The sequence below is a fragment of the Bacteroides finegoldii DSM 17565 genome, assembly GCF_000156195.1.
Lineage (GTDB): Bacteria > Bacteroidota > Bacteroidia > Bacteroidales > Bacteroidaceae > Bacteroides > Bacteroides finegoldii.
Map to the genome: position 1 here is coordinate 51,389 of NZ_GG688336.1, position 16,319 is coordinate 67,707.

The window sequence follows — 16,319 nt, forward strand, 5'->3', positions numbered from 1 at the left end:
CCCTGACCATTGCACTGACGATTTTAGGATTGGTCAGTGGATGAAGCGGATCAATCTGGACACCACAAAACAACTGGTAATGAATATTACCGTTTAAATGCTCAATCAGTTGTGCATCGGAAAAGTTGGTATAGGACTTCAAGACCATCAAGGCTATTTTACCTTCGGGAGAAAAATAACTTTTACGACCCAAAGCAGAGGACTTCAAATGCATTTGTCGGGCCAGTTCCGAGAAAGGGAATAGAGAATGGAGTCGACCTAATTCACTCGTTGCAAAACTTTGACGATATTTTTTAAGCATATCGAACTCGGTAAAACCTAAACAAGGTTCGATTTCTGAGATTTTTTGTATCTTTACCATGTGTTTTTATTTTAGATTACCCCCGTTTTGGCCGTCAAACCGTTTTTTGGGGGGAATGCTTAAAGATACAAAAAAGGCAACTAATTCGCAATGAAGTAGTTGCCTTAAATTTTATTATTTTAGGAATATCCCACGGTATTATGAAATAAAAAGTCGAACCTTTGCCAAACTCGGAAGTCACCCCAATTTCTCCACCGATCTTCTCTATAATCATCCGGCAAATGGAAAGCCCCAAGCCTGTGCCCTGCACAAAGCTGTTCAGTTTGACAAAGCGTTCAAAAATATGTCCCACCTTTTCTTTTTCTATTCCTATTCCCGTATCTTTCACATATACACGGACATTCTCCCCTTCTCGTTCAAATCCGAAACGTATCTCTCCCGCATGGGTAAACTTGGTAGCGTTGGTGATAAAATTCGTAATGATCTGCATAATACGATTCGGATCGCCCTCCATCTGCAAGTCCTCCTCTCCATTATCAAAGATGAAGTCCACCCCTCCTTTTATACGTTCCTTGTGAACAGCATAGATTGTCCTGCAGACTTCCCCCAGATTTATCGGACGTTTCACATACTCCAACGTGCCCGCTTCTATCTTCGACAAATCCAATATATCATTAATAAGCTGCAACAAGATGTCCGAATTCTGGTTGATAATATCCGAATAAAGTTTCTGTTCTTCGGGGGTATCCGCAGTAGGCAACAACTGCGAGAACCCGACAATCGCATTGAGCGGTGTCCTGATTTCATGACTCATATTCGCCAAAAAAGCACTCTTCAACCTGTCAGACTGCTCTGCTTTGATTCTGGCTTTAATCAATTCCTGTTCTATATTCTGGAGATTCGTGGTATCCCAAGAAATACCGATCAGCAACGGTTCACGGTCTTCCATCGGAACAAGTGCTTTAAGCGTCTGCACAATACGCGCTTCACCGTTAGCTGTCAGATACGTTTCCTGTATATCAATCCTTTGGTGGGTACGAAGCAGTTCCAGGTCATCCTTACGGAACTTCTCAGCTTCCTCTGACTGGAAAATCTCGTAATCCGTATGCCCTATCGCTTTGGAAGCAGGGATACCGGAATGTTCGGCAAATGCTTTGTTCCAATACAAATACTTGAACTCATCTGCCGGATCTTTCACAAACAGATAGACTGGAATATTATTCAGAATGCCGTCCAACAACTGATTCAGCTCACGGAGTTCATCCCGTTTCTTTATGACATCGGTAATATCCTGCGTAAAGAACCAGATCAGCTCCTGTTCATTCTCATGTGTCAGGAAAGAAGACACCTGGTGCACCCGCTTCTTCGTCTCTCCCATACGTACGTAAGCGGCACGGTAGGCAAAACTGCCATCATTATCCCGTATTTCCTGAAGTCGTTTTTCCCAAGCCTCTTTCGTGGTCATGGAAACAGGCAAATCATATACCTTCTGGATCCCCAATTCCTTAGTCACTCCGTATTCTTCTATGAATTGTTTGTTGGCATACACCAATGTCCCATCCTTCGACACGGCAAGAATACTATCGCTCACTTTATCAAGCACACTCTTAAAAACTTCCAATTGCCGTTGAGTAGCCACTCTCTCCGATATGTCACGGCACATGATCAGTACATACTTTTCGTCCAATGGGAAAATGCGGTTTTCGTAATAGTGACGCTTGCCGTTGAAATCCAATTCGTGATGTGCGGCAGAAACAGCCCCTGTTGCGACTGCGTGCTGCATATTGGAATGTATGTTCTGATAGGCTTCCGGAGGAACCATATTACGCATATGCATCCCTACAAAATCCTCGTTTGTCACTCCGACATGATTCGTTTCTTCATTGGATACCACTTCGATTCCTATCTCGTTATGATCGAAAACAGTCAACATATCCGGCAAAGAATTCAAGATCTTTACAGCATACCTTTCTTTAAAACTAACAGGATTGGCTTTTTCTTTCTCTTGCCTAAGAACTGAAAGTTCTTGTTTGAGCCGCTCATTTTCTTTAGTAAGCGCCTCTAATTGTTCAGCCATTGTTTTTACTGTCCGTTCACTGTCCATAACATAGTGGAATAAAAAATGTACTTATCTGTCAAAAGTAAATATTTTATGGAAAATAAAGACGTAAAATCCTATTTATTTTCGAAAAATCTATTTCCCTCACCGACCCAAGTGAGAGCTTCATTTGTTATACAACTAACTAACGGACGTTTCACCTTTTAAAACCTGATATGATTATGACCTTAGTCCTTGCTGTTATTCCGGTATTACTATTAATTGTATTAATGGCATTCTTCAAAATGCCGGGCGACAAAAGCAGTATCATTTCTCTGATCGTAACAATGCTGATCGCCCTCTTCGGCTTCTCTTTTTCTGCGGACAATCTGTTCTATTCCTTTATATATGGAGCACTGAAAGCCGTCTCCCCTATTTTAATCATTATCCTGATGGCTATCTTCAGCTACAATGTATTACTGAAAACAGAGAAGATGGAGATTATCAAACAGCAATTCGCCTCTATCTCTACCGATAAAAGTATCCAGGTCTTACTGCTGACATGGGGATTCGGCGGGTTATTGGAAGCAATGGCGGGATTCGGAACTGCAGTCGCCATTCCGGCAGCGATTCTTATCAGTCTGGGATTCAAACCTATATTCTCGGCCACGGTCAGTCTGATAGCCAATAGTGTGGCTACCGCTTTCGGAGCGATCGGAACTCCTGTACTAGTATTAGCCAAAGAAACCAATCTGAATGTGTTGCATCTCAGTACCAATGTCGTATTACAATTGTCGGTCTTGATGTTCCTTATTCCATTGGTATTGCTTTTTCTTACCGACTCCAAAATCAAATCACTACCAAAGAACATCTTCCTTGCCTTGCTGGTAGGAAGCGTTTCGCTAATCAGCCAATATCTGGCAGCCAAATATATGGGAGCCGAATCTCCGGCTATCATCGGAAGCATTCTTTCCATTATTGTAATTGTCTTGTATGGAAAGCTGACCGCATCCAAAGAAGAAAAAGCGCGGAAAAGCCATCTGAAGGTGAAAGATATAATGAACGCATGGAGTATCTATCTGCTGATCTTATTTCTGATTATACTTACCAGCCCTCTTTTTCCAGGATTACGCCATACTTTGGAAAATAACTGGGTCACCAGAATCAGTCTGCCCATTAATTCCTCTACAGCCAACTATACGATTTCCTGGCTGACTCATGCCGGAGTGCTGCTCTTTATCGGCACTTTTGTCGGCGGATTAATACAAGGAGCTAAAGTAAAAGAGTTGTTTGCCGTTCTTTGGAATACGGTGAAGCAGCTAAAGAAAACATTTATCACAGTGATATGCCTTGTTGGATTATCTACCATTATGGATACCTCCGGAATGATTGCCGTGATTGCTACCGCACTGGCTACGGCTACAGGAAGTCTATATCCGTTATTCGCTCCGGTGATTGGTTGTCTGGGGACGTTCATCACGGGAAGTGATACGTCATCCAATATTCTCTTCGGAAAGTTACAGGCAAGTGTGGCAGGACAAATTCATGTCAGTCCGGATTGGCTGTCGGCAGCCAATACAGTAGGCGCTACCGGAGGAAAAATCATCTCTCCGCAGAGCATTGCCATCGCTACCTCTGCCGGAAACCAACAGGGTAAGGAAGGTGAGATACTAAAAGCGGCCATCCCGTATGCTTTGGTGTATGTGGCGATAACCGGACTCATCGTTTATATTTTCAGTTCCTGAATCTACAAGATTTATTGAGGGGCGGCAGTATTTGCCTGTTGCTTATGTGCCGGCTCTCCTTTCTCTTCATAATATTCCTGTTTCTCCTTATTTCTCCGTTCAATAATACTGGTTATATAGACAGTGAAGATAGGGAACATCATCATCCCCAAAGCCGCCAGTACAACCGAAAGTACCCGCCCGGTAGTGGTCACGGCTATAATATTCGAGCCGACTGTAGTAACATCCATAAATGCCCACCACAAAGCGTCTGTATATTTAGTGACCAGAGGATTGGCCGTATGTTCAGTAATAAAAAAAGCGAGACTGGCAAAATAAACGGTAGCCAGCAACATCGTCAAATAAGATACAAAAAGCCCTGAAGCCCTGTTGTAAGTAAACCACCCCACTACAATAGCCAGCGCATATCCGCCACGTACCAGAGGGATAAAACGTAACATATAGGTAACTTCGGGCGAAAATGTCCACCCCATATAAGCTATGATATTCTGATAGGGAATGGCAACCAGCAGGAATATAAAGTGAGTAGTGAAATAACGTTTCTTATTATCCGCCAGAATAAATTCGAGAACGAAGTCAACCAGAAACAGTACACAGATCCATAGCTGTACTTTCATGTACACACTCTGCGTATAGAAAGGAATACCTTTGAAAGTATCAATAGAGATACTTATGATCAGAAAAAGAGAAAGTAGAAGAATAACAATGTGCAAAATGCCATAGATTCCTTTTTTCCGTAATACGAAGTCGTAAAGAGCCATTTTCATAATCAATCATTTTTTGGGAATTGAAACTCTTAACAAGTAACATATCACGAATGTTTGAACGAATCACCGTGTATTGAATCAAAGTCCTTTCGCAATCACCGGCAAGCCAAAGAAGCCTTTTTGCAAAGTCAGTACTTTCTCCTTCCCTTGCCGCGTCTCGTTATAAACAGCAGAGGATACATGCAACGTTTCCACATTCCCATTTTCAAAAGCAACCTGCAAATAGTATTCTTTACGCACTCCATTCGATACATAACGATGTTTGCCGACCCTGCGAGTTTTCTTATGGGTCTCTATATATTTTTTCTGCACCATAACCGTTTCTTCATATATGGAAGCAGTACCGGCCAGCCAATAATTGCCACTAAGGAACAAGGCATAACTAATAGCGCCCACGCAACCAATATGACATAGGACATTCATCACTTTACCCTCTGTTGTAGTCAGCCAAGACCATTTTCTATAAAAAGGCAAAGTGGCAAGAGCGATCAAAAGCGCCACGCCAACAGGAATCCACCATACCGCTAATGTATCCTCATATATCACATAGCCTAATGCTAATGAAATAATAAAGAGGAAAAGCATCATAATACGGAGCGTCTTAACAAAGAAAGTATTCATAATATGACCTTTGTGTTATGTGCAAATTTTGTTGTTACTTTTTTAGCATAAAAAAAGGCTATCTATCCCAGACAGCCAATCTTTTGTTAACCTTAAATCTAATACTATGAAAAACACATTGCAAAGATACGGACTTTCTGCATATCTCCAAATTTTCCGGAAAAAGCAATGTGTCTTATAACATGGTTTAATAGAAATAGCAAACTCGTTAACATTTAACATAAATCTATCGGATATTAACGAATGCCCGATAGCGTGACTCAGATATATAGCATAGGGCAGCAAACCTTTCCGGGATTTTTTGTGTTTATTATATAAACGAATTACTTACACAATATGAATCTCAAAGAACAATACTGGAAATATTCCCTCATTGTCATCATTCTGTTTATGGGAGTTATCATCTTCCGGCAAATCACTCCTTTTTTGGGAGGGCTGCTGGGAGCATTTACCATTTACATATTAGTACGCACGCAGATGCATCATCTGACGGAAAAGAAGAAAATAAAACGCAGTATCAGCGCATTACTGATCACGGCAGAAACCATTTTTGTATTCCTTGTACCTCTCGGACTGACCATCTGGATGATAGTAAACAAACTTCAAGACATCAATCTGGCTCCGCAGACATTCGTAGAGCCCATCCAGCAAGTAGCAGGATTTATCAAAGAAAAGACAGGATACGATGTATTAGGGAAGGATACGTTGTCGTTCATAGTCTCCATCCTTCCACGAATCGGACAACTGATTATGTCAAGTATCAGCAGTCTCGCCGTCAATCTGTTCGTCATGATATTTGTTCTTTACTTCATGCTGATAGGAGGTAAAAAGATGGAAGCATACATCAATGATATTCTCCCGTTCAATGAAACGAACACGCGGGAAGTTATTCATGAAATCAACATGATCGTGCGCTCCAATGCGATTGGTATTCCACTGCTGGCCATTATTCAGGGAGGCATTGCCATGATAGGCTATCTCATTTTCGGAGCACCCAATGTCTTACTGCTAGGTTTCCTCACCTGCTTCGCTACCATCATTCCGATGGTAGGTACCGCATTAGTGTGGTTTCCCGTCGCCTCTTATCTGGCTATCAGCGGAGACTGGTTTCATGCAATCGGACTTTTCGCCTACGGAGCCATTGTCGTATCGCAGTCCGACAACCTGATTCGCTTCATCCTTCAAAAGAAGATGGCGGATACACATCCGTTGATTACAATCTTCGGAGTTGTTATCGGTCTGCCGTTATTCGGATTTATGGGAATCATCTTCGGTCCGTTATTACTCTCGTTATTCTTTCTGTTCGTCAATATGTTCAAGAAAGAATACCTGGATTCATAAAATAACCTACCTTCCGGATGGCGAAACTACCGAAAATTTGCGTACTTTTGTAGTCGTAAAACGACACTAAAATTCAATGGAAGCATTTACATTCAATACTGCCGAGCTGATATTATTGTCAGCGGCAGGAGTTCTCTTTATCATCCAAGTTATTTATTATCTCGGTTTATACAACCGGATACATTCGCATAACAAAGCTGTACGCAAGGAAGAAATTCATTTCACGCGGGAATTACCGCCCCTTTCCGTCATTCTTTGCGCACGCAACGAAGCCGACAATCTGCGTAAGGCCCTTCCTGCCATTCTGGAACAGGACTATCCCCAGTTCGAAGTCATTGTAATCAATGATGCTTCCACCGACGAGACAGAGGATGTATTGGGATTCATGGAGGAAAAATACCCTCATCTTTACCATAGTTTTACTCCCGACAGCGCACGTTATATCAGTCATAAGAAATTAGCGCTGACATTAGGTATCAAAGCCAGCAAATATGATTGGCTCGTATTCACGGAAACAAACTGTATACCGGCAAGCAAGGATTGGTTAAAGCTGATGGCACGCAATTTTACATCACAGACACAGGTTGTGTTAGGATATAGCGGGTATGACCGGACAAAAGGATGGTTGCACAAACGTGTCGCTTTCGACACACTCTTCCAGTCATTGCGTTACTTAGGTCTTGCCCTGGCTGGAAAGCCATATATGGGCATCGGACGTAATCTTGCCTATCGGAAAGAATTATTCTTCAAGCAAAAAGGATTTTCAAGCTACCTGAACCTTCAACGCGGAGAAGATGACCTGTTTATCAATCAAATAGCCAACAGCAGTAACACCCGTGTAGAAACGGATCTCAACGCAACCATGCGGATACAGCCTGTCTACCGTTACAAAGACTGGAAAGAAGAAAAGGTCAGTTATATGGCCACCGCACGCTTTTATCATGGGGCACAACGCTACCTATTAGGCTTTGAAACCCTATCACGCCTGTTATTTTACGCCACTTGCATTGCAGGTATCGTATTAGGCATTTTCGATTTCCACTGGTTAGCAGCAGGTATCACATTATTACTATGGCTGATTCGCTACACGGTGCAAGCCATTGTCATTAACCAAACAGCAAAAGAAATGGGCGGCAACCGGAAATATTATTTCTCATTGCCGGTATTCGATATCCTGCAACCGTTGCAGTCGTTGAAGTTCAAGCTCTGTCGTCTATTGCGGGGTAAAGGAGATTTCATGAGAAGATAAATTACTCATATCTCATAGAGTTGGCAGGGTTGATCTTGGTTATCAGATATGAAGGACCTATCAGCATCAGGACAGCAGCCAGCAGTGTGCCGATATTAATCAGCAGGAAAAGGATGATATTGAAAGATACCGGAACCGTGTCTACGTAATAAGTCTCCGGATCGAGTTTGAAAATGCCGAACCGGGACTGAAGAATGCAGAACGCCAGACCGATAACATTCCCCCAAAGCATACCTTTGCCTATCAGGAAAACAGCAAACCAAAGGAAAGTTTTGCGGATTGTAAAATTAGTGGCACCCAAAGCTTTTAGGACACCAATCATATTCGTACGTTCGATAATGATAATCAGCAAACCGGAAATCATAGTAAAACCGGCAACGCCTATCATCAGAAACAAAATCACCCACACATTCAGATCCAACAAGTCAAGCCATGCAAATATCTGTGGATTCAACTGTTCGATACTGCGCACATAATACGTACCTCCATATTCGTCTTTCCGGTTATCGGTATCGATTGCGATTTCATACGTTGTATCTTCCAGCTTATCATAGTCTTTCAGCTGAAGCTCCACCCCTGTCACCTGCTCCGGCTGCCAACCGTTCAAACGATTCACCAAACTGAGGTCGGTCAATAAAAAAAGATTATCGTATTCGGAGAAATTTGTCTGATAAATTCCGGCAATAGTCAGCCTGCGCGCGCGGACATCATCCTGAATATAATAGGTATATATCTTATCCCCCAACTTCAACTTCATCTTTGTAGCCAAAGACTTGGAGATAAGCACCCGATTGCTGGAAACCGAATCACTGAAAACAGGAATCTCTCCTTCCACCAGATATTCTTGCAGAAAACGGGGATCAAACTCCGGACCTACCCCTTTCAGTACCATTCCTTGAAAGGCATCATCCGTCTTTATCATACCCGGTTTGGTAGAAAAACGCTGTACATGGCTTATCTCCGGATAACCGTCAAGGGCAGTCATCATACTGTCTCCTACCACAATCGGATGGGTTTCGTAAGAACTGACCGCATCCAGATTAGTTATCTGGATATGCGATCCGAATCCAATGACTTTATTTCTCACTTCACTTTTAAAGCCGATAACGACCGCCACTGCTATAATCATAACAGCCAGTCCGATAGCAATACCCGCCATTGCGATGAGCACCGCAGGACGTGACACCTGTTTTCCGCTATCGCTTTCGCGGTAGATGCGCCGAGCTATGAAAAGTGATAAAGACATAGACTTTTATTCCGTTCTTCCCGGATACGCTTCCAAAGCCTTCTGGAGAACAAAAAGCGCACGGGTTAAATCTTCTTTCTTTAATACATATGCAATACGCACTTCATTGATACCCGAACCCGGAGTTGTGTAGAAACCGGAAGCCGGAGCCATGAATACCGTCTGACCTTCGTATTCGAAATCGGAAAGGCACCATGCACAGAATTTGTCGGAATCATCCACCGGAAGTTTTGCCACTGTATAGAAAGCCCCCATCGGGATGGGCGAATAAACGCCCGGAATACGGTTCAAGCCGTCAATCAGGCATTTACGACGTTCCACATACTCGTCATACGTCTCGCGTGAGTATTCTTCGGGAGCGTCCAAGGAAGCCTCAGCGGCAATCTGACCAATCAACGGAGGACTCAGACGAGCCTGACAGAACTTCATGACAGCATCACGTATCTCTTTATTTTTGGTAATCAGCGCACCGATACGGATACCGCATTCCGAATAACGCTTTGATACGGAGTCAATCAGTACCACATTATTCTCGATACCTTCCAGATGGCAAGCGGAGATATAAGGAGAACCGGTGTATATGAATTCGCGATATACCTCATCGGAGAAAAGGAATAAGTCATATTTCTTCACCAAGTCACGAATCTGATTCATTTCACGACGTGTATAGAGATATCCGGTCGGGTTGTTCGGATTACAAATCAGGATTGCTTTCGTACGTTCATTTATCAACTCTTCAAACTTCTCGACTTTGGGAAGTGAGAAACCTTCTTCGATGGTTGTGGCAATCGTACGAATCTTCGCGCCTGCAGAAATAGCAAACGCCATATAGTTAGCATATGCCGGCTCCGGAACGATAATCTCATCACCTGGATTCAGACAGGAAAGGAAAGAGAAAAGCACCGCTTCCGAACCTCCTGAGGTAATGATTATATCGTCTGCAGTAAGATTGATATTGAACTTGGCATAATATCCCACTAGTTTCTCGCGATAGCTACGATAACCTGCACTAGGACTATACTCCAGCACTTTACGGTCAATATTGCGTATTGCGTCAATCGCGGCCTGAGGAGTGGGCAGGTCAGGCTGTCCGATATTCAGGTGAAACACATGGACTCCCCGTTGCTTGGCAGCGTCTGCCAAAGGAGCCAGTTTTCTGATAGGAGATGCAGGCATCTCGTTTCCGCGAATGGATATGGTTGGCATAATTTTAACTACAAATTACTAATTACTATTTACTTTTTCTACTTGAGGTTGCAAATGTACGCAATAATTTGAATACAGAGACATAAAAACTTTAAAAACCTTAGCAAGGTTAAAAACGTTATGGGATTTTGAAAATAAAGCTATACATTTGTCATACGGAAAACTTAAAACAATATCATAATGACCATACACCTTATCTCATTCGCGTCACTACTTCATAAACAAGTCTCACTGCGCAGTTCACACGAAGCGATTTTAAGTGAACTTGAAAAATATTATACCGTAAAACTCGTCGACTATCAAGATATGGACAAGTTGACAAGTGATGATTTCAAAATTATTTTTATTGCTACTGGCGGAGTAGAAAGACTGGTCATCCAACATTTCGAAAACCTTCCCCGCCCTGCCATTTTACTGGCAGATGGCATGCAAAACTCTCTTGCAGCTGCCCTGGAGATATCTACATGGCTTCGCGGAAGGGGAATGAAGAGCGAAATCCTTCATGGTGAACTGCCATCCATTATACAGCGTGTACATATACTTTATAATAATTTCCGGGCACAACGTTCATTATTCGGCAAACGTATCGGAGTTATCGGCACTCCTTCATCCTGGCTGGTCGCCAGTAATGTTGACTATCTGCTGGCCAAACGCCGCTGGGGCATCGAATACATAGACATTCCACTGGAACGTATCTATGAACATTTTCAACAAATCACGGATGATCAAGTAGGTGCTTCCTGTGCCGCAGTCGTCTCGCAAGCTCTTGCCTGCCGCGAGGGAACTCCTGAAGATATTATCAAAGCGATGCGGCTCTACCGGGCTATCAAGAAAGTATGCGAAGAAGAGAAGCTGGAAGCACTGACACTAAGTTGCTTCAAACTGATTGAGCAAATCGACACTACCGGCTGTCTGGCACTATCCTTGTTGAATGACGACGGAATAATGGCAGGCTGCGAAGGCGACCTTCAATCCATATTCACCCTGCTAGCCGTGAAGTCACTGACCGGAAAAGACGGATTCATGGCAAATCCTTCCATGATTAATACACGTACCAACGAACTTATATTAGCCCACTGTACTATCGGGCTCAAACAGACAGAAAGGTATATTATCCGCAACCATTTCGAAACGGAAAAAGGAATTGCCATCCAGGGATTGCTCCCGACAGGAGACGTGACTATCATAAAGTGCGGCGGCGAATGTCTGGACGAGTACTACCTGTCTACCGGGACCCTATCCGAAAATACGAATTATATCAATATGTGCCGGACACAAGCGCGCATACGGATGAATACTCCGGCAGAATATTTCCTGAAGAATCCATTGGGCAATCATCATATCCTGGTTCATGGAAACCATGAAGATGCATTGAACGAGTTCTTCCTGGCAAATGCCTGCAAACGAACCGAATAATATGCTGTGACATTTTTGTATTATTCTTAAGTATTATAGGGGGAAATACAAAAATGTCGCAGAGTTAGTAATCAAGCAGTTAAGTTTGAAAACACCCTATTTTTAGGATAAGTTCACAAAAAACAATAGGATGTTTTTGCTTTTTTCTGAAGAAAAACTGCACTTCCCTCATATTACTCTAATTGTCAACAAATTATCACTAATGCTTATCTTCGTATATAATTGGCAAATATAAAATTGCACTTGTGTAACTGGTCAGACAGACAAGTGTAACAACCAAGTTACTCTTGTGTACCATCCCGGTTGCACAAGTGCAACCGGATAATTCAATTAGATGAATTGATCAATAGAACGGCAGAAAAGATTAATAGAATAGGAAGAAGTTATTAAATCTTCCTATTGTTTTTTTTCAAATCAACCGCTCAGTCTGGGTGCTGACTACTAAATCAAGCCGTTCAACGAGAAGAAAGTGACGAAAAGGTGATTTAAAACAGTTTTTGGATTCAGAAAACACTTATTTGGGAGTTTTGTAGCACTTTCTTTAGAAAAAACAATCGTTTTTTTGTAATCGATTGGTAGATAAGACTTAAAGAGTATAAAGTTCGGTAGCCGGTAGCGATTTGGTAGCTGTGCGGGTTTCGCTGCATTGCTTCGCTCTGCTCTTGGAACTGATGCAAATATAGGGATTTTGCCCGAAAAAGGGAAGTGTTTCGGGGGATTTTTTATTTTTTCGGGATTACCGGATTACAGGAAAAGCATAAAACCGGAGGCGGTGCAAGAAACGGGGTTGCACTTGTGTTTTTACCGAAAGTGTAAAGTGTTGATTTTCAGAGTGTATTTGACTGGTGCAAGGTGCAGCTATATATATAAATATAGCTGCACCTTGCACCACCTCTGTATGGCTTGCATCCTGTGTAGATTATCCTGTCTTCTGATACTCGAAACCGAAGGCTGGTTACCGCCAGTTAAGGTGCTGCCGGTGTTCCCTTCCTGTAAGAGTATGGGGATGTAAAAGCACGGGACTTGCTGCTACTGAAGGGAAACAAGAGGATGTGCCAAACCTATGGAGACTGTACGGTTGGATATAATGGCTGCCATAACCTTTTGAGGTGGCAGATATGGAAAAGGGACTTGTGGATCATGCGGCTGTCTTTTACTGCAAGGATGTGAAAAATAAATGCTTGTGAAGGGAATTATCCCTGAAATCACTATCTTCGCAAGTGAAAACCAAAGGATATAAAAGTATGTTTACCAACAGGGATGAAGTATTGGAAAAGGCTTTGCGGATATTCGCAAAGATGAATTACGAGAAGGCAAGCCAGATGGAGATAGCCAGAACCTGCGGACTGTCGAAAGCGGGACTGACCTATTATTTCCCGTTCAAGCAGGACTTGTTCACGGCTGTGGCGGACAGGTACGTGTTCGATACCCAACACTCGAAAAACAAGTTCAACTTCACGGCAGGCTCATTGTCAGAATTTATCGACCGGTATGTAGCCGGAGTGGAGAACACGATGCAGCGGCTCGTGCGCCTGCTGGACGACGGGAACAATCCCAACGGGTGCAGCTTCAACTTCTACTATTACCACCTGCTGATGCAGGTAAGGCTGTACTATCCCAACGTGGAGAAAAAGATAGCCGCCATATTCGAGCAGAACTTACAGCTTTGGAAATCCGCCATCGAGAAGGCGAAGGAAAGCGGGGAAATCAGGCAGGATGTGGATGTGGATGAAGCGGCTTCGATGTTCTGGCAGATATTCTTCGGAACCTCCTTTGAAAAGTCCTTTTTTCAAGGGCTGGACACCAAGAAGCTGGCACGGAGCCTGCACTTCCTCTATTCGCTGTTGAAAGCCTGAAATACAGGCGGCAGGCTGCATAGGACAGCAATAAATCTCTATTAGAGGGACTTTAACAAAATAAAACCAACCATCCTGTTGGTTTTTCTGTTTCTTTGTTTATATTTGCGGCTATATGATATTATCTTCAGCGACATGGATAAGGTTCAGAAACAGAGAGGAAGCATCGTTCTGTTTAAGGAAGAAAGAAACGGTGCGGACTACATACGGATAGAATATGCGAACAGTCAGGCTGTCGCCCTGCTGCTCGCCCAAGACACGGGCATGGAAATGGCTGGTAACGGCTCTGCATACATAGCGTCAGCCGCTTTTAAACTGCCGGATTTCTATGACCGCTATTCGCCCCACGCCTATATTGATTACAGCCGGGTTTACGTGCGGCATCCCAAACCCCAAAGGGAATACACACTGCCGAAAGGCTACCTCGAACTGCTGGAACAGAAGCGGTACAGCCTTTCCACCATAAAAGCCTATAAAATCTATTTCAGCGACTTCATGGAATACCACAAGGGGCAAGACCTTGACCTGCTGACGGTCGAGGACATAAACAGCTATATGCTCCACATGGTAAAGGAAAAGCACATATCCGCCACCCAGCAGAATATGCGTATCAACGCTATCAAGTTCTATTACGAGAAAGTCCGGAAAGGCAAGCGGCAATATTATGGCGGGATAGCCCGTGCAAAAGAGTACAAGGCATTGCCCGAAGTATTAAGCCGGGAAGAAATGAAAAGCATCTTCGCACAGTTATCCAATCGGAAACACAGGTGCATGATTTCTCTCATTTACTCTGCCGGGCTACGCCGAAGCGAACTTCTGAACCTGACACCCCAAGACATCATCAGCGAACGGATGCTAATCAGGATTGCCGGGAAAGGCAAGAAGTGCAGGTATTCCCTACTGTCGGAAAAGCTGCTCAACGAACTAAGGGATTACTACCGGGAATACAGACCGCAAAAATGGCTTTTTGAGGGCGAACAGGCAGGCGAACAATACTCACCCAGCGCATTGGTTAAGATCTTGAAAGAAGCGGCAAGGAAAGCCGGAATAAAGCATCGGGTACACCTGCACATGCTCCGGCACACGTTTGCCACCCACCTGCTGGAACAAGGGACAGACCTAAGAACCATACAGGAACTTATGGGACATACCGATATAAAAACAACGGCAATTTATCTGCACGTATCGAACGCCTATAAAGCAAAAATCCCCAATCCGCTGGATTGTTTGGATGATGATTAGACAATGATTTAATAGTGAATAGGAACTGCACCATAAGGTGCGTTTATCGAAAAATTAGTCACAACTTGCAATAACTTATAAATGATAACAGCATGAACAAAGACATTATAGTAGCAGAGGATGAAGATGTTAAAATCATCTTTCATTTCAAAGTGTTTTGCGAACTATTAAAAGAGTGCATATCTACATATGGAAATACTACCATAGAGAATGCACAGCAACTAGTTAAAGACTTTCATCCTCTACAACAGCCAATAAGCACAACTGATGATATTGTTTTCTTTTCTCACGAAAACATTTATCATTGGGCAATGCTTGCTCTATATGGTGAAACGTATTGGCTTACACATCCTGAATGCGAAAAGCTTCCCGATAGTTATGAGAAATGGATAGAAAGTGCTTTAGCCCGATATGCTTTGGATGACTGTTATGAATTTATAAGCAAGAATAATAACGTGACTAACAAAGCGTGATAACGCCTAACGGCGTTCCCCGCTATCCCATTAGTCACAATAAAATAAAAAAATATGGGAACTATAAGATGTGGATTTTGGAAATTAAGATTTCTTCTTTCTCCTGAAAGTATGAAAGAATGGTTAGAACTTTGTAAAGAACATAATATCTGCTTCGAAATACCCAATTCCGAACGGACAAAGCATACTGGTGGATTTGAGAATGCTACAAAATCATGGAATATGGTGATTCCTTTGAAGTAACGGATAAAAATGCCTTTTTTAAAGAACAGCAGGAAATAGCATCTGATTTACTTGGAAAACTCGAGCAATAGGAGTATCTTTGTATCAGATACAATAATATGCCTTTACTTTACAATTTCGACATAGATACCTCGGAAGAATTGCTGACCATATTAGCACAAAATCTTCAACAACACCGATTAGAAAAACATTAGGTTATTCTAAAGCCATCAAAGGCCTATTAGCAGAGCCGCTTTATAACACAATGGAAGGGCTGGGTACTATTAACCGAAACAAAAACAGGACAGCCGTTTCAAGTCATTACTTGGGGATATTCCTGAAATAGGAAAATTTAAGGCAACTACTTCATTGCGAATTAGTTGCCTTTTTTGTATCTTTAAGCATTCCCCCAAAAAACGGTTTGACGGCCAAAACGGGGGTAATCTAAAATAAAAACACATGGTAAAGATACAAAAAATCTCAGAAATCGAACCTTGTTTAGGTTTTACCGAGTTCGATATGCTTAAAAAATATCGTCAAAGTTTTGCAACGAGTGAATTAGGTCGACTCCATTCTCTATTCCCTTTCTCGGAACT

The 16,319-nt window shown here is 42.7% G+C and carries 14 protein-coding genes and 1 pseudogene; 9 read left to right on the forward strand and 6 right to left on the reverse strand.

Going from position 1 to position 16,319, the window contains the following annotated elements:
* Both BACFIN_RS01560 and BACFIN_RS01555 read right to left on the reverse strand, forming a co-directional pair.
* The coding region (locus tag BACFIN_RS01560; protein ID WP_007757795.1) for a transposase at positions 1 to 361 on the reverse strand (361 nt) is incomplete at its 3' end.
* A gap of 34 nt (positions 362 to 395) precedes the next feature.
* Positions 396 to 2,405 (reverse strand): PAS domain-containing protein, encoded by a 2,010-nt coding sequence (locus BACFIN_RS01555; protein ID WP_007757797.1) that lies wholly within the window; start codon positions 2,403 to 2,405, stop codon positions 396 to 398.
* Positions 2,406 to 2,581: 176 nt separating this feature from the next.
* Here BACFIN_RS01555 and BACFIN_RS01550 point away from each other — a divergent pair, with 176 nt between their 5' ends.
* A complete protein-coding gene (locus BACFIN_RS01550; RefSeq protein WP_032839963.1) occupies positions 2,582 to 4,084 on the forward strand; it encodes an L-lactate permease in 1,503 nt (500 codons plus the stop codon).
* Positions 4,085 to 4,095: 11 nt separating this feature from the next.
* Here the strand turns inward: BACFIN_RS01550 and BACFIN_RS01545 are convergent, their stop codons facing one another.
* Together BACFIN_RS01545 and BACFIN_RS01540 are read right to left on the reverse strand one after the other, a co-directional pair.
* Positions 4,096 to 4,851 (reverse strand): potassium channel family protein, encoded by a 756-nt coding sequence (locus tag BACFIN_RS01545; RefSeq protein ID WP_007757800.1) that lies wholly within the window; start codon positions 4,849 to 4,851, stop codon positions 4,096 to 4,098.
* A 78-nt stretch (positions 4,852 to 4,929) separates the two neighbouring features.
* Positions 4,930 to 5,472 (reverse strand): hypothetical protein, encoded by a 543-nt coding sequence (locus BACFIN_RS01540; RefSeq protein ID WP_007757801.1) that lies wholly within the window; start codon positions 5,470 to 5,472, stop codon positions 4,930 to 4,932.
* Positions 5,473 to 5,808: 336 nt separating this feature from the next.
* On the opposite strand from BACFIN_RS01540, the gene BACFIN_RS01535 reads away from it, so the two are divergent.
* On the forward strand, positions 5,809 to 6,813 hold the full coding sequence (locus tag BACFIN_RS01535) for an AI-2E family transporter (RefSeq protein WP_007757802.1): 1,005 nt from the start codon (positions 5,809 to 5,811) through the stop codon (positions 6,811 to 6,813).
* Between the two features lie 76 nt (positions 6,814 to 6,889).
* On the forward strand, positions 6,890 to 8,062 hold the full coding sequence (locus BACFIN_RS01530) for a glycosyltransferase (RefSeq protein ID WP_007757806.1): 1,173 nt from the start codon (positions 6,890 to 6,892) through the stop codon (positions 8,060 to 8,062).
* A gap of 1 nt (position 8,063) precedes the next feature.
* On the opposite strand, the gene BACFIN_RS01525 is transcribed toward BACFIN_RS01530, so the two are convergent.
* Both BACFIN_RS01525 and BACFIN_RS01520 read right to left on the reverse strand, forming a co-directional pair.
* On the reverse strand, positions 8,064 to 9,308 hold the full coding sequence (locus BACFIN_RS01525) for an ABC transporter permease (RefSeq protein ID WP_007757807.1): 1,245 nt from the start codon (positions 9,306 to 9,308) through the stop codon (positions 8,064 to 8,066).
* 6 nt (positions 9,309 to 9,314) lie between these two features.
* A complete protein-coding gene (locus tag BACFIN_RS01520; RefSeq protein ID WP_007757808.1) occupies positions 9,315 to 10,514 on the reverse strand; it encodes a pyridoxal phosphate-dependent aminotransferase in 1,200 nt (399 codons plus the stop codon).
* Between the two features lie 180 nt (positions 10,515 to 10,694).
* Between BACFIN_RS01520 and BACFIN_RS01515 the strand changes: the two genes are divergently transcribed.
* The 6 genes and pseudogenes from BACFIN_RS01515 to BACFIN_RS23790 all read left to right on the forward strand — a co-directional run.
* On the forward strand, positions 10,695 to 11,930 hold the full coding sequence (locus BACFIN_RS01515; RefSeq protein WP_007757810.1) for a hypothetical protein: 1,236 nt from the start codon (positions 10,695 to 10,697) through the stop codon (positions 11,928 to 11,930).
* A 1,244-nt stretch (positions 11,931 to 13,174) separates the two neighbouring features.
* Positions 13,175 to 13,786, forward strand: a complete 612-nt coding sequence (locus tag BACFIN_RS01510; RefSeq protein WP_005642348.1) for a TetR/AcrR family transcriptional regulator — start codon at positions 13,175 to 13,177, stop codon at positions 13,784 to 13,786.
* A 135-nt stretch (positions 13,787 to 13,921) separates the two neighbouring features.
* Complete coding sequence (locus BACFIN_RS01505; protein ID WP_007757814.1) at positions 13,922 to 15,028, forward strand: tyrosine-type recombinase/integrase; 1,107 nt, start codon at positions 13,922 to 13,924, stop codon at positions 15,026 to 15,028.
* A 92-nt stretch (positions 15,029 to 15,120) separates the two neighbouring features.
* Positions 15,121 to 15,501 (forward strand): hypothetical protein, encoded by a 381-nt coding sequence (locus tag BACFIN_RS01500; protein WP_007757815.1) that lies wholly within the window; start codon positions 15,121 to 15,123, stop codon positions 15,499 to 15,501.
* A 54-nt stretch (positions 15,502 to 15,555) separates the two neighbouring features.
* Entirely contained in the window at positions 15,556 to 15,744 is a 189-nt protein-coding gene (locus tag BACFIN_RS01495) for a hypothetical protein (RefSeq protein WP_007757818.1), read from the forward strand.
* A 438-nt stretch (positions 15,745 to 16,182) separates the two neighbouring features.
* A pseudogene (locus BACFIN_RS23790) lies at positions 16,183 to 16,319 on the forward strand (DDE transposase); the annotation flags it as partial.

Excerpts from the sequence above, each read along its gene's own strand:
- BACFIN_RS01555 (WP_007757797.1), bottom strand. The coding sequence starts at position 2,405 with ATGGACAGTGAACGGACAGTAAAAACAATGGCTGAACAATTAGAGGCG.
- BACFIN_RS01550 (WP_032839963.1), top strand. The coding sequence starts at position 2,582 with ATGACCTTAGTCCTTGCTGTTATTCCGGTATTACTATTAATTGTATTA.
- BACFIN_RS01545 (WP_007757800.1), bottom strand. The coding sequence starts at position 4,851 with ATGAAAATGGCTCTTTACGACTTCGTATTACGGAAAAAAGGAATCTAT.
- BACFIN_RS01540 (WP_007757801.1), bottom strand. The coding sequence starts at position 5,472 with ATGAATACTTTCTTTGTTAAGACGCTCCGTATTATGATGCTTTTCCTC.
- BACFIN_RS01535 (WP_007757802.1), top strand. The coding sequence starts at position 5,809 with ATGAATCTCAAAGAACAATACTGGAAATATTCCCTCATTGTCATCATT.
- BACFIN_RS01530 (WP_007757806.1), top strand. The coding sequence starts at position 6,890 with ATGGAAGCATTTACATTCAATACTGCCGAGCTGATATTATTGTCAGCG.
- BACFIN_RS01525 (WP_007757807.1), bottom strand. The coding sequence starts at position 9,308 with ATGTCTTTATCACTTTTCATAGCTCGGCGCATCTACCGCGAAAGCGAT.
- BACFIN_RS01520 (WP_007757808.1), bottom strand. The coding sequence starts at position 10,514 with ATGCCAACCATATCCATTCGCGGAAACGAGATGCCTGCATCTCCTATC.
- BACFIN_RS01515 (WP_007757810.1), top strand. The coding sequence starts at position 10,695 with ATGACCATACACCTTATCTCATTCGCGTCACTACTTCATAAACAAGTC.
- BACFIN_RS01510 (WP_005642348.1), top strand. The coding sequence starts at position 13,175 with ATGTTTACCAACAGGGATGAAGTATTGGAAAAGGCTTTGCGGATATTC.
- BACFIN_RS01505 (WP_007757814.1), top strand. The coding sequence starts at position 13,922 with ATGGATAAGGTTCAGAAACAGAGAGGAAGCATCGTTCTGTTTAAGGAA.
- BACFIN_RS01500 (WP_007757815.1), top strand. The coding sequence starts at position 15,121 with ATGAACAAAGACATTATAGTAGCAGAGGATGAAGATGTTAAAATCATC.
- BACFIN_RS01495 (WP_007757818.1), top strand. The coding sequence starts at position 15,556 with ATGGGAACTATAAGATGTGGATTTTGGAAATTAAGATTTCTTCTTTCT.